Raw genomic sequence first — 12,383 nt, 5'->3', positions numbered from 1 at the left:
TCGAGCCCCACACTCGTACGCTCGGTAAACAACCGGGGCCTCCCACAATTGTCGGATAGGCCGAGCAGGCAGCCCCTGCTCGGTAACCCACGAATCTTGTGAGCGAGGCCCCGGCCCGCAACCACTCACCCACGAGCGGTCACGTCATACCGTCTAGCATCCCCGGCATGACCGCCTCCGTCGGCGACCTCGTGCCCCTCGCCGCCACCCTGCTCGACCACCTGCGGGGGAGCGGGCACACGATCGCCACCGCCGAGTCGCTGACCGGCGGGCTGGTCGGGGCCACGCTGACCGCGGTGCCGGGCTCGTCCGACGCGTACCTCGGTGGCGTGGTGTCCTACGCCACCGCGCTCAAGACCCGGGTGCTCGGGGTGCCCGAGGACGTGGTCGCGGAGCACGGTGTCGTCTCGGAGGAGTGCGCGACCGCGATGGCTGCCGGGGCGCGGTCGCTGACCGGGGCTGACCTCGGCCTCGCCACCACGGGCGTAGCCGGTCCGGGCCCGCAGGACGGCGTCCCGGCCGGCACCGTATGGGTGGCGGTCTCCGCTGTCGGCTGGACCGCGACCGAGGTGCTGTCGCTGTCCGGTGATCGCGACGAGGTACGGCAGGGGGCGTGCGAGGCGGTGCTCCGGCTGGCCCTCAATTTTCAGCCCTCGGCGTAGTCGGCGGCGGGAAGCATCGGCCACCCGGTAGCGTTGGCCGGACACAGGCAGAAAGGACAGGCCAGATGGTGCTCTTCCGTCGACTGCTCGGTGAGGTGCTGCGCACCCACCGCATGCGGCGTGGCCTGACCCTGCGCGAAGTCTCCGCGGAGGCCCGCGTGAGCCTCGGGTACATCTCCGAGATCGAGCGAGGCCAGAAGGAGGCCTCGTCGGAGCTGCTCGCCTCCCTGTGCGCCGCCCTCGACCTCCCGCTGTCCGACGTGCTGCGCGACGTCTCCGACGCCGTCGCTCTCGAGGAGGCCGCGCTCGAGCTGGCCGCCACCCCGATCCAGGTCGCCCGCCCCGCTGGCGACGTGGTCGCCTCCGCCGCCTGACCCGCGCCACCTCACGACCCGAAGGTCATCACCAGCTCCACCTCGTCCCGCAGCGGGATGCCGTGCTCGCCTGTCTTCGGGATCTCCGGCTTCAGGGTGTCCCGGGACATGTCGACCGCCCCGGGCCGCAGCCGATCCAGGCGGAAGCCGCGCCGCTGGTAGAAGCGGAGCGCGTCGACATTGTCGTTCGTCGTCACCACCCACAGTCGGGTGCATCCGGCCCGGACCGCCTCGTCACGCACCGCGGCGACCAGCGCGCTGCCGACGCCCTCGCCGCGGTCGGCGGCATGCAGCGTCAACAGCTCGCGAGCGTCGCCGGTGACGACGTACGTCGCGGCACCGGCGAGCCGGTCCCCGCGCCACGCCACCAGCGCAGGCTGGTCGAGTGCATCGACCAGCTCCCGGCGACGCGCGACCTTCGCCGCGTCGTGCGCCGTGAGAAAGGCGGCCAGCTCGGCCCGATGCTCCGGTCGGCACGCGGTGACGTGCAGGGACATCCTGAGATTGTGCCGTTCAGCGGACGCGGTGGGCACCTGACGGTGGCCCCATGACCTCCGGGTGCAGGATCGCGGACAGCGTCTCCACGCCGTCGACCAGCCGCGGACCGGGACGCGCGTAGGCCGCGTCGGCGTCCACCGCCCACACCGGTACGCCGGCAGGCAGCACGTCCCGCTCGACCAGCGCGATCGCCTCCCGGGTGGCGCCCTCGAGGTCGTAGCCGCAGGGCGCGCAGACCACCACCTCGGGACGGGCGTCGGCGACCGCCTCCCACGTCGTACGCACGGACTTCTGGCCGGATCGGCCGAGCACCGGCAGGCCACCCGCCCGCTCCACCATCTCCGGCACCCAGTGCCCGGGCGCGAACGGAGGGTCGGTCCACTCCAGCAGCACGGTCCGGGGCTCCGGCAGCCCGGAGACCGTCGTGGCGACGTCGTGCAGCCGGGCCCGCAGCCCGGCCACGAGCGCCCGCGCGGCGTCGTCATGGCCGGTGGCGGTGCCGAGCGTGGTCACCGACGCCAGCACCTCCTCGAGCGTGTGGGGGTCGACGGTCACCACGTCGGCGGTGCAGCCGAGGTGGGCCAGCGCGTCGTCGACGGTGGACACGTCGACCGCGCACACCGCGCACAGGTCCTGGGTCACCACCAGGTCGGCGTCCAGGCCTCGCAGGGCGTCGGCATCGAGGTGGTAGAGGTCCTGCCCGTCCCGCAGCGCCGCCGACACCCACGCGTCGATCCCGGCCGCGTCGAGTCCCGCGGGCATCGCCGAGGTCGACACGATGGTCCGGGTGCGCGCCGCTGCCGGTGTGTCGCACTCGAAGGTCACCCCGACCACGTCGTCGCCGGCCCCGAGCGCGAACAGGATCTCCGTGGTCGACGGGAGCAGCGAGACGATGCGCATGCCCGCAGCCTGCCATTCCGACGGGTCCCGGGCACGAGGACGCCCCGTGCTCCAGCACGGGCTCGTCATGGGACGGGAACGGAGACCAGGACGTCGCCCGCGCACCGCCGGCCCCGACGACGTCGTACGTCCTGGCTGAATGAACGAGCTGAATGAACGACCACCTCGCATGACCTCACCCGGAAGGTCGTCCGTCCTGGTCACATGACAGTCGCCTCGGCGACCCGTTCGCACGACGTTCGTCGGCAGCAACGGCGTGCGGGTCTGCTGTCCGGGTCTACGGCTGGCAGTGAGGGCACCAGTACGTCGCGCGCTCGCGGCCGGGTGCGCCGGTCATGGCGACCTGGATGCGGGTCCCGCAGCGGAGGCAGGTCTTCCGCTCGCGGCGGTAGACCCAGTGGTGGCTGCCTCGGCGCAGGTCGCCGGTGGTGGCCTGCTCGACGCGCTCCTTGTTGGCCTCGAGCAGGGCGTGGGCCCGGGTCACCAGGCGGGGCAGGTCCCGGACCGCGGAGACCGGCGCGGTCGGGCGGGTCCCGGCCAGGAAGCAGAGCTCGTTGGCGTAGAGGTTGCCGATCCCGGCCAGGTTGCGCTGGTCGAGGAGCGCCTCGACCAGCGGCCGCTCGGGCTGGGACGCGAGTCGGCGGACCGCATCGTCGGCGTCCCAGTCGGGGCCGAGCAGGTCGGGGCCGAGGTGGCCGACCGCGGAGTCCTCGTCGTCGCGAGCCAGCAGCTCGACCACGCCGAGCGCGAAGCCGACCGCGTGCCACTCCTCGGTGCGCAGCACCACGCGGGCCTCGTGCGCCGGGCGCCGCCAGCGGGTGCCGGGCCGGTAGAGGTGCCACGACCCCTCCATCTTCAGGTGCGTGTGCAGGGTGTGGTCGTCGCCGACGCGGGTGAGCAGGTGCTTGCCCCGGGCCAGCGTCCGCTCGACCACCTGCCCGGACAGGTCGACGGTGGCCAGGGCCGGCACCCGGAAGTCGGTCGCGGTCAGGGTGCGTCGGGACAGCGCCCGGTCCAGCGACCGGGCGGCACGCCAGACAGTGTCGCCCTCAGGCACGGATCCGGAGCCCCCGCGGCGTGGTCACGAACCCGGCGTCCGCGAGGGCCTGGCGCAGCGGGCTCGACGCGTCGCCGCGGCCGAGCAGCTGCTCGCCGTCGGCCTTCTCGACCGTCAGCCGGCCCAGCGCGCCGCGGCGTACGGCGTCGGCGAGCGCGGCGCAGGCCGGGCCGAGGGTGAGGGGCTCGTCGGCGAAGGTGAGCAGCGTGCGGCCGCCGCGTTCGACGTAGAGCGCGAGGGCGCCGTCGACCAGCACCACCATCGCCCCGGCCTTGCGGCCTGGCCGGTGGCCACGACCCTCCTTCGTGTCCGTGGACTCAGAGTCGGTCGCCGGCCGCTCGGGCCAGGGCAGCGCGGCACCGAACGGGTTCGCCGGGTCGGTCGCTGCCAGCGCCACCGCCTCGGGCTTGGCGCCGGGGGCGAGCTCGGTGAACGTGCGCAGCCGGTCGATCGCGCCGGCGGTGCCGAACTGGGCGGCCCCCAGCCCGGCCACGAAGTAGCCGCGCCGGCAACGACCGGACTCCTCGAACGCGGAGAGCACCTTGTAGACCCCGGCGAAGCCACCGTCGACCCGCTCGCTCACGACCGCACCGCGGGTGACCACGCCGTGCCTCTCGAGCAGCGCCTCGGCGGTCGCGTGGGCGCGGCGCGTGGGGTCGTCGTCGCGCTCCGGGAGCAGCGACCAGCGGCCGGAGGACTCGGGCGGCCCGCCGCGCGCCGGCAGGCCCGGCCGGACCCGGGCGGCGCGCGCCCGGGGTGGTGGCCGCCGGCTGCGGTGCGCGGTCGACCCGGACCGGGTCAGGGACCGCAGCGGCGCGAGGGTGTCGTTGCTGACCCGCCCGGACCACACCAGCTCCCACAGGGCGGCGGAGAGCTCACGGTCGTTCGTGGAGCCGACCGCCGACGCGAGCTGGCGGAAGAACCAGGCACCACCCGGGGCCAGTGCCTCGAGGATCGACAGGTGCAGCGGGGACAGGTCGATCTCGGCCGGGTCGGGCAGGGTGAGCGGCGCCTGGTCGGCCAGGTGCAGGCTGACCCAGCCGTCGGCGCCCGGCAGCGCGCCGTGCCCGGCCCAGGTCACCTCGCCGGACGCGGAGAGCTCGTCGAGCATCGCCGGCTCGTAGTCGCTGACCCGTGAGGCCAGCACGAGTGGCTCCAGGGCGGACGCCGGGACCGGGCAGCCGGCCAGCTGATCGACCGCGGAGAGCACGCCGTCGATTCCGCGGAGGCTGCCGCGGCGGCCGGCCGTGACGTGCTGCCACTGCGGCAGGAACCGTCCGAGCACCTCCGGCTCCACCGGCTCGACCTCCTTGCGGAGCCGGGCCAGGGACCGACGGCGGAGCCGACGCAGCACCTCGGCGTCGCACCACTCGCTGCCGCTGCCGGCGGGGCGGAACTCGCCCTCCAGCACCCGGCCGGATGCCGCCAGCCGCTGCAGGGTCTGCCGGGCGACCGCGGCGCCGAGTCCGAACGCCGTCGCGACGTCGGCGGTGGTGAACGGGCCGTGGGTGCGCGCGAAGCGGGAGAGGAGGTCGCCGAGCGGGTCCTCGACGGGGTCGGCGAACGCCTCGGGGGTGCCCGGCGGGACCGGGACGCCGAGACCGTCGCGCAGCCGGCCGACGTCCTCCACCGCCGCCCAGCGGGCCTCGCCGGCGACCCGCACCTCGACCACGCGGCGTACGTCGGCCAGGGAGGTGAGCCACGTCGCCGCGTCGGCGTCCGGCACGGAGCGCGCGGCGACCGCCTCCGCGGTCAGCGGGCCGAGCAGCCGCAGCAGGTCGGCGACCCCCTCGGCGTCGCGGGCCTGCCGGTCGGGCGCGAGCCGCTGCAGCTCGGCCTCCACCTCGGTCAGCACGGCGGGGTCGAGGAGCTCGCGGAGCTCGGCCCGGCCGAGCAGCTCGGCGAGCAGACCCTGGTCGAGCTGCAGGGCGGCGGCCCGGCGCTCGGCGATGGGGGAGTCGCCCTCGTAGACGAACTGGGCGACGTACCCGAAGAGCAGGCTGCGTGCGTAGGGCGACGGCTGCTGGGTGGCCACGTCCACCACCCGCACCTCGCGCCGGTCGAGCTTCTTCATCAGCCCGACCAGGGACGGCACGTCGTAGACGTCCTGGACGACCTCGCGGACCGCCTCGAGGACGATCGGGAACGACGGGTACTTCGTGGCGACCTCGAGCAGCTGCGCCGAGCGCTGCCGCTGCTGCCACAGCGGGGACCGGCGACCGGGGTCGCGGCGGGGGAGCAGCAGGGCCCGGGCGGCGCACTCGCGGAACCGGCTGGCGAACAGGGCCGAGCCGCCCACCTCGCCGGTGACGATCTCCTCGATCTCCTCCGCGTCGAAGACGACCACGTCGCCGCCGGGCGGCTCGAGGTCGGCGTCGGGGATCCGCAGCACGATGCCGTCGTCGGAGGCGACCGCGCCGGCCTCGACGCCGTACCGCTCGCGCAGCCGGGTGTTGATCGCCAGCGCCCAGGGCGCGTGCACGGGCGTGCCGTACGGCGAGTGGACGACCAGGCGCCAGTCGCCGAGCTCGTCGTGGAACCGCTCGACCACGATGGTGCGGTCGCTGGGCAGCACCTCGGTCGCCTCGCGCTGCTCGGTGAGGTAGGTGACCAGGTTGCCGGCCGCCCACTCGTCGAGGCCGTTCGCGCGGGCCCGTTCCTCGGCCTCGTCGGGCTTCATCGCGGCGAGCTCACGGGTGAACGCGCCGACCGCCTCGCCGAGCTCGGCCGGCCGGCCCAGGCTGTCGCCCTTCCAGAACGGCAGCCGCCCCGGGACCCCCGGCGCCGGGGACACCAGCACCCGGTCGTGGGTGATGTCCTCGATCCGCCAGGAGGTGGCGCCGAGCGCGAACACGTCGCCGACCCGCGACTCGTAGACCATCTCCTCGTCGAGCTCGCCGACCCGCCTCCCTGGCCCTTCGCCACCCACCAGGAACACCCCGAACAGCCCGCGGTCGGGGATGGTGCCGCCGCTGGTCACCGCCAGCCGCTGCGCTCCGGGCCGCCCGGTGAGCTGCCCGGTCACGCGGTCCCAGACCAGCCGGGGGCGGAGCTCGGCGAACTCGTCGGAGGGGTAGCGGCCGCTGAGCAGGTCCAGCGTCGCGTCGTACGCCGATCGCGGCAGGCCGGTGAACGGCGCGCTGCGGCGGACCACGTCGTAGAGGGTGTCGACGTCCCACGCGTCGAGGGCGGTGGCCGCCACCACCTGCTGGGCCAGCACGTCGAGCGGGTTGGCCGGCACCGCCAGCGACTCGATGGCGCCGGACCGCATGCGCTCGACAGCGACCGCAGTCTGTGCCAGGTCGCCGCGGTGCTTGGGGAACAGCACGCCCCGGGAGACCTCGCCGACCTGGTGCCCGGCGCGGCCGACCCGCTGCAGGGCGCTGGCCACCGACGGTGGGGACTCGATCTGGACCACCAGGTCGACGGCGCCCATGTCGATGCCGAGCTCGAGGCTGCTGGTGGCGACCACGCAGGGGAGCCACCCGCGCTTGAGGTCGTCCTCGATCAGCGCCCGCTGCTCCTTGCTGACCGAGCCGTGGTGGGCACGCGCGATCACCGGGGGTGCGCCGCCGGACAGGCCGGACTGGGCCATGATCTCGGCCGGCAGCCCCCGACCCGGCTGCACCTCGTCGGTGGTTGAGGAGCGAGCATCCCCGTCCTCCCCGAACCCGGCCCGCTCGGCGGCGATCTCGTTGAGCCGCGCGGTCAGCCGCTCGGCCAGGCGGCGCGAGTTGGCGAACACGATCGTCGAGCGGTGCGCGGCGATCAGGTCGACCACCCGCTCCTCGACGTGCGGCCAGATCGACGAGCGGCTGGTGCCGGCCGAGGCCGGGCCCTCGAGGTCGTCGTCCAGCGGCTGCCCGAGCTCGGTCATGTCCTCGACCGGCACGACCACCTTCAGGTCCCACCGCTTCTCCGACGGCGGTGCCACGACCTCGACCGGAGCCTGGCCGCCGAGGTAGCGGGCCACCTCCTCCAGCGGGCGCACCGTCGCCGAGAGCCCGATCCGCTGGGCAGGTTTCGGGAGCAGCTCGTCGAGCCGCTCGAGGGACACCGCGAGGTGGGCGCCGCGCTTGGTGCCGGCCACCGCGTGCACCTCGTCGACGATCACCGTCTCGACGCCGCGCAGCGACTCGCGCGCCTGCGAGGTGAGCATGAGGAACAGCGACTCGGGCGTGGTGATCATGATGTCCGGCGGCGAGGTGGTCAGCCGGCGCCGGTCGGCGGCCGAGGTGTCGCCGGACCGGACGCCGACCCGGATCTCCGGGACCGACGTGCCGAGGCGGTCGGCGGTGTGCCGGATGCCGGCCAGCGGTGCCCGCAGGTTGCGCTCGACGTCGACGGCGAGCGCCTTGAGCGGGGAGACGTAGAGGACGCGGCAGCGGTGCGCCTTGTCCGGCGGCGGAGTGCTGACCAGGCGGTCGATCGACCACAGGAACGCGGAGAGCGTCTTGCCGGACCCGGTCGGCGCGACCACGAGGGCGTGCCGGCCGGCGCCGATGGTCGCCCAGGCGCCCGCCTGCGCGGTCGTCGGCTCGGCGAACGCGGCCGTGAACCAGGCTCGCGTGGGCTCGCTGAACATCTCGAGGGGATCCGGCACCCGGCCATCTTCCCCCACGCCACCGACAGCCGGGTTTGGCGACGAGGGGCCCGGGGCATCTGTGCCCTGTCACCGCCGGTGGCACCGAGAGAAGCAGGGGGACCCGTCCGATGGGCATCGAGGTCGTCATCGAGAACCTGGAGAGCGGCGCCACGTCGTTGCGCAAGGTCGTCGCACCGCTCGCCGACTACGACTTCAAGGCGACGAACGCGACCGGTGAGTCCTTCGGTCACGTCGAGCTCGCCGCGTGGTTCGAGGCGGCCACCGACCACTGCGACAGCGAGGGCACCACCATGCACGACATGGGGGACGGCCTCGCCGACAAGCTCCAGGCGGCCGCCCGCCTCTACCGCACCACCGACCAGGAGCTCGCCGACCGGCAGCTGATCGAGCTGAGCTGGGAGGTCCCCCAGTGACCGCGCCGTCGGCGAAGCAGCTCGGCCAGACCACGGACCCCGAGGAGCTGGTCCCGGGCAACGTGGAGCACATCGAGGCCAACGTCGCGAAGCTCGAGAAGGAGCACAAGCGGATCAGCGGCCTCTTCGACTCGCTCAAGGCGGTCCGGGTGCCCGAGTGGTCCGGCGTCGCCCAGCAGGCGTGGGAGGTCCACTACGACGCCGAGGTCGACCGCTGGACGAAGTACCTCACGCACCTCACCGAGACCAAGGGCGCGATCAAGGCGTACTCCGGGTCCCTCACCGCCGCCCAGAACAAGGCGCAGCAGGCGATCGACAAGTGGAAGGAGGGGGACTCGGCCACCGACCAGGCGGTCACCGCGTACAACAACGCGGTCGACAACTACAACAAGCACGCCTGCGACCCGATCCCCGTCGGCGGCCCGCCGGTCGTCCGTCCCGCCCACCCCGGTCCGTTCGCCGACCCCGGCGAGAAGATCCGCGACGAGGCGCGGGAGATCCTCGACGGCGCGCGGGACGACCTCGCCGAGGCCGGCGACACCGCGGTCTCGAGGCAGCAGAACGTCGACGGCGCCAGGACCGAGGCGCAGTACGACTTCTTCGGCTGGGACCACGAGTTCGAGGGCCCCTCCGTGACGTGGCCGTGGGAGAAGGCGTCCGAGGACGACAAGAAGTTCGGCACCGAGCCCGGCGAGAGCCCCTGGGCGATCAGCCTCGGCTCCGGCACGCTGAAGGGCTGGATCTTCGACTCCGACGGTTCCTGGGAGGACTACTACGGCCCGCTCGGCCTGAACGCCGAGTACAGCGCCCTGGTCGGCGCCGAGGGCGAGTACCACGCGAAGATCGACAACACCGGCGGTCACGCGGGCGGCGAGCTCTTCGCCGGTGGCAAGATCAAGGGCAGCGGCGGCGTCGACCTCGGCCCGCTCGGCGGCAACGTCGACGTCGAGGGCTGGGCCGGTGCCGGGGCCGCGGTCGACCTCGACGTCGGCTACGACGAGGGGAAGTTCACCATCGGGGGTCACGGCGGCCTGGCCTGGGGCCTCGGTGGCAAGGTCGGCGGCGACATCACCATCGACGTGCCCGGCGTCATCGAGACCGGCGGCGACGTCATCGAGTCCATCGGAGGTCTGCTCCCGTGAACACCACGCTCCCCGTGCCCGTCGAGTTCGAGCTGCCCGGGCCCGAGTGGTCCCCGGCCGACCCCGCGTCGTACGGCGTCACCAACGCGGCGTTCCTTGCCGTCCGCGCGCCGCTGGGCGAGGACTACGTGCCCACGCTCGTGGTCAGCGGCGACGAGCGGTTCGACCCGGCCTCGATGCGCGAGATCGCCGAGGAGGCGGTCGCGGTGCTGGCGGCCGAGACGCCGCACCTGCGGGTCCTGCACCGCGAGGAGGTCGGCGTCGACACCGCGCCGGCGGTCACGCAGCTGGTCGCCGCGGGCATCGAGATCGACGGCCGCCGGCTGGACCTGCTGCAGATGCAGGTGATCACCGCGCTGCTCGACCTCGACGACGAACGACGGCGCGTGGTGGTGATCTACAAGGTCACCTGCCTGGCCGAGGACTGGCCGCGGATCGGTCGTGAGTTCCAGGACTTCATGCGCACGGTGCGGCCGCTCCCGGAGCAGACCGCACCCCAGAAGGACGCACCCTAGACGGGCTCGAGCAGCGCCACCGGGATCGTGCGGCCGGCCTTGTCGGCGTACTTCTGGACCGCCGGCGCCTGCGCCAGCACCACGTCGCGCCACACGCGGTCGCGCTCGTCGCCGAGCAGCTCGCGCGCCCGGGCCTCGAACGTCCGGGCCCGCACCTGCACCTGCACGGTCGGCGACGCCCGCAGGTTGCGGAACCAGTCCGGGTCCTGCGGGGAGCCGGAGCCGGTGCCCCACACGACCAGCCCGTCGTCGGTCTCGAGGTAGCGCACGCAGGTCGACCGCGGGATGCCGGTACGGCGTCCGGGGGAGGTGACCATCAGGACGGTGACCTTCCTGCTGCCGCTGGACAGCCGACCGTCCAGCGTGCGGTACATCCACACCCCGATCCGGTTGCCGGCGCGCAACCACCGCCGCTGCAGCGTGGTCACCGCGCCGTCCCGGGCACGAGTCCCATGGGTCGACGGTAGACCCCCCGGACACGGCACAGACAGACCCGTCCGGGCCTCACTAGTCTCGGGTGCGACCAGTCGTCGGACGAACAGGAGACGCCATGGCTCCGCTGCCGCAGCACAAGATCCAGCTCGACGAGAGCGAGATGCCCACCCGCTGGTACAACGTGCTGCACGACCTGCCGACCCCGCCGCCGCCGGTGCTGCACCCGGGGACCGGAGAGCCGGTCGGCCCGGACGACCTGGCCCCGCTGTTCCCGATGGACCTGATCCTGCAGGAGGTCTCCACCGACCAGTACGTCGACATCCCCGACGAGGTGCTCGACGTCTACCGGTTGTGGCGGCCCAGCCCCCTCTTCCGCGCGCACCGTCTCGAGAAGGCGCTCGGGACGCCGGCCCGGATCTACTACAAGTACGAAGGGGTCTCGCCGGCCGGCTCGCACAAGCCGAACACCGCGGTCCCGCAGGCGTTCTACAACGCGAAGGCGGGCGTGAAGCGGCTCACCACCGAGACCGGCGCCGGCCAGTGGGGCACGGCGCTGGCCTTCGCCTGCGCGCAGTACGGCCTGGCCTGCGAGGTCTGGCAGGTGCGGGCGTCGTACGACCAGAAGCCGTACCGCCGGGTGATGATCGAGACCTTCGGCGGCACCGTGCACCCGAGCCCCTCGGAGCTCACCGAGGCCGGTCGGCGGATCCTCGCCGAGCACCCCGACTCGACCGGTTCGCTGGGGATCGCCATCAGCGAGGCGGTCGAGGTCGCCGCCCAGGATCCGACGACGAACTACGCGCTCGGCAGCGTGCTCAACCACGTGCTCATGCACCAGACGATCATCGGCGAGGAGGCGCTGCTGCAGCTCGCCAAGGCGGGGGAGACCCCGGACCTGCTGGTCGGCTGCACCGGCGGCGGCTCGAACTTCGGTGGCCTCATGTTCCCGTTCCTGCGCGAGAAGTGGGCGGGCCGGATGAGCCCGACCGTGCGTGCCGTGGAGCCGGCCGCGTGCCCGTCGCTCACCCAGGGCACCTACGCCTACGACTTCGGCGACACCGCCGGGATGACGCCGCTGATGAAGATGCACACGCTCGGCCACGACTTCGTCCCGGACCCGATCCACGCCGGCGGCCTGCGCTACCACGGGATGAGCCCGCTGATCAGCCACCTCTACGAGACCGACGAGATCGAGGCGGTGGCAAAGGCTCAGACCGAGTGCTTCGCTGCCGGGGTCCTGTTCGCGCGCACCGAGGGCATCGTTCCGGCTCCCGAGCCGACGCACGCGCTCGCGGCCACCGTCGAGGAGGCGCTGCGTTGCAAGGAGACCGGCGAGGAGAAGGTGATCCTGACCGCGCTCTGCGGCCACGGCCACCTCGACCTCGCGGCGTACGAGGCGTACCTCGCCGGCAATGTGGTCGACCACGCGTGGGAGGACGAGGACATCCAGGCCGCCGTCGCGGACGCGCTGTCGCGGTTGCCCGCGCTGGCCTGAGGCGCGGGCGTCTCGCACCGGCTCGCCCTTGGGGCAGGGCGGGCAGGANCGCGGGCGTCTCGCACCGGCTCGCCCTTGGGGCAGGGCGGGCAGGAATTCCCCGGGCGCCCGGGGAATCCCTGCCCGGTCAGGGAATGCTTTCCCAGCCAGGGCATTGATTTCCCTGACCGACGGCGCTCACCACCGCGGAATGGCGCCTGCGTGTCCTCACGACTCACCGGTCGACCGGTGCGGAAGTACGACGCAGGCGCGACGTCAAGACCGGGCACCTCGACCATCAAGACCG

General features: G+C 73.5%; 11 protein-coding genes. 6 read left to right on the top strand and 5 right to left on the bottom strand.

The window, feature by feature from the left end; genetic code table 11:
• The first annotated feature begins 167 nt into the window (after positions 1–167).
• Together EKO23_RS23660 and EKO23_RS23655 are read left to right on the top strand one after the other, a co-directional pair.
• Positions 168–662, top strand: a complete 495-nt coding sequence (locus EKO23_RS23660; protein WP_134720950.1) for a CinA family protein — start codon at positions 168–170, stop codon at positions 660–662.
• A gap of 65 nt (positions 663–727) precedes the next feature.
• Positions 728–1,036: a helix-turn-helix domain-containing protein gene (locus EKO23_RS23655; RefSeq protein WP_134720949.1), complete on the top strand. Its 309-nt coding sequence runs from the start codon at positions 728–730 to the stop codon at positions 1,034–1,036.
• An 11-nt stretch (positions 1,037–1,047) separates the two neighbouring features.
• Here the strand turns inward: EKO23_RS23655 and EKO23_RS23650 are convergent, their stop codons facing one another.
• The 4 genes from EKO23_RS23650 to EKO23_RS23635 all read right to left on the bottom strand — a co-directional run bounded on the left by EKO23_RS23650 (position 1,048) and on the right by EKO23_RS23635 (position 8,076).
• Complete coding sequence (locus tag EKO23_RS23650) at positions 1,048–1,533, bottom strand: GNAT family N-acetyltransferase (RefSeq protein WP_134720948.1); 486 nt, start codon at positions 1,531–1,533, stop codon at positions 1,048–1,050.
• Positions 1,534–1,549: 16 nt separating this feature from the next.
• On the bottom strand, positions 1,550–2,434 hold the full coding sequence (locus EKO23_RS23645; RefSeq protein WP_134720947.1) for a cobalamin-binding protein: 885 nt from the start codon (positions 2,432–2,434) through the stop codon (positions 1,550–1,552).
• Between the two features lie 277 nt (positions 2,435–2,711).
• Positions 2,712–3,491 (bottom strand): DNA-formamidopyrimidine glycosylase family protein, encoded by a 780-nt coding sequence (locus EKO23_RS23640; protein WP_134720946.1) that lies wholly within the window; start codon positions 3,489–3,491, stop codon positions 2,712–2,714.
• Positions 3,484–8,076 carry an ATP-dependent helicase gene (locus tag EKO23_RS23635; protein ID WP_134720951.1) on the bottom strand — a complete coding sequence of 1,531 codons (4,593 nt, stop codon included), beginning with the start codon at positions 8,074–8,076 and terminating at the stop codon, positions 3,484–3,486. Before EKO23_RS23635 ends, EKO23_RS23640 begins: the two co-directional genes overlap by 8 nt.
• Positions 8,077–8,204: 128 nt before the next feature.
• On the opposite strand from EKO23_RS23635, the gene EKO23_RS23630 reads away from it, so the two are divergent.
• The 3 genes from EKO23_RS23630 to EKO23_RS23620 are packed head-to-tail and all read left to right on the top strand — an operon-like array spanning position 8,205 to position 10,167.
• On the top strand, positions 8,205–8,510 hold the full coding sequence (locus tag EKO23_RS23630) for a type VII secretion target (RefSeq protein WP_134720945.1): 306 nt from the start codon (positions 8,205–8,207) through the stop codon (positions 8,508–8,510).
• The gene (locus EKO23_RS23625; RefSeq protein ID WP_134720944.1) at positions 8,507–9,652 is read left to right on the top strand and encodes a putative T7SS-secreted protein; all 1,146 of its coding nucleotides are present in this window, start codon (positions 8,507–8,509) and stop codon (positions 9,650–9,652) included. Before EKO23_RS23630 ends, EKO23_RS23625 begins: the two co-directional genes overlap by 4 nt.
• Complete coding sequence (locus EKO23_RS23620) at positions 9,649–10,167, top strand: hypothetical protein (protein ID WP_134720943.1); 519 nt, start codon at positions 9,649–9,651, stop codon at positions 10,165–10,167. The genes EKO23_RS23625 and EKO23_RS23620 overlap by 4 nt, the downstream gene beginning before the upstream one ends.
• On the opposite strand, the gene EKO23_RS23615 is transcribed toward EKO23_RS23620, so the two are convergent.
• The gene (locus tag EKO23_RS23615) at positions 10,164–10,595 is read right to left on the bottom strand and encodes a nitroreductase/quinone reductase family protein (protein ID WP_134720942.1); all 432 of its coding nucleotides are present in this window, start codon (positions 10,593–10,595) and stop codon (positions 10,164–10,166) included. The two genes, EKO23_RS23620 and EKO23_RS23615, sit on opposite strands and share 4 nt — an antisense overlap.
• A gap of 122 nt (positions 10,596–10,717) precedes the next feature.
• Here EKO23_RS23615 and EKO23_RS23610 point away from each other — a divergent pair, with 122 nt between their 5' ends.
• Positions 10,718–12,097, top strand: coding sequence for a TrpB-like pyridoxal phosphate-dependent enzyme (locus tag EKO23_RS23610; protein ID WP_134720941.1), 1,380 nt, complete (start codon positions 10,718–10,720; stop codon positions 12,095–12,097).
• The last annotated feature ends 286 nt before the right edge of the window (positions 12,098–12,383 follow it).

The organism is Nocardioides guangzhouensis (genome assembly GCF_004519545.1).
Lineage (GTDB): Bacteria > Actinomycetota > Actinomycetes > Propionibacteriales > Nocardioidaceae > Nocardioides > Nocardioides guangzhouensis.
The sequence above is the reverse complement of the archived record's forward strand: the minus strand, read 5'-3'. Positions and strand labels throughout refer to the sequence as shown.

Bases quoted from the DNA above. Each gene is read 5' to 3' on its own strand.
- EKO23_RS23655 (WP_134720949.1), top strand. From the start codon at position 728: ATGGTGCTCTTCCGTCGACTGCTCGGTGAGGTGCTGCGCACCCACCGC.
- EKO23_RS23635 (WP_134720951.1), bottom strand. From the start codon at position 8,076: ATGTTCAGCGAGCCCACGCGAGCCTGGTTCACGGCCGCGTTCGCCGAG.
- EKO23_RS23610 (WP_134720941.1), top strand. From the start codon at position 10,718: ATGGCTCCGCTGCCGCAGCACAAGATCCAGCTCGACGAGAGCGAGATG.
- EKO23_RS23630 (WP_134720945.1), top strand. From the start codon at position 8,205: ATGGGCATCGAGGTCGTCATCGAGAACCTGGAGAGCGGCGCCACGTCG.
- EKO23_RS23660 (WP_134720950.1), top strand. From the start codon at position 168: ATGACCGCCTCCGTCGGCGACCTCGTGCCCCTCGCCGCCACCCTGCTC.
- EKO23_RS23650 (WP_134720948.1), bottom strand. From the start codon at position 1,533: ATGTCCCTGCACGTCACCGCGTGCCGACCGGAGCATCGGGCCGAGCTG.
- EKO23_RS23645 (WP_134720947.1), bottom strand. From the start codon at position 2,434: ATGCGCATCGTCTCGCTGCTCCCGTCGACCACGGAGATCCTGTTCGCG.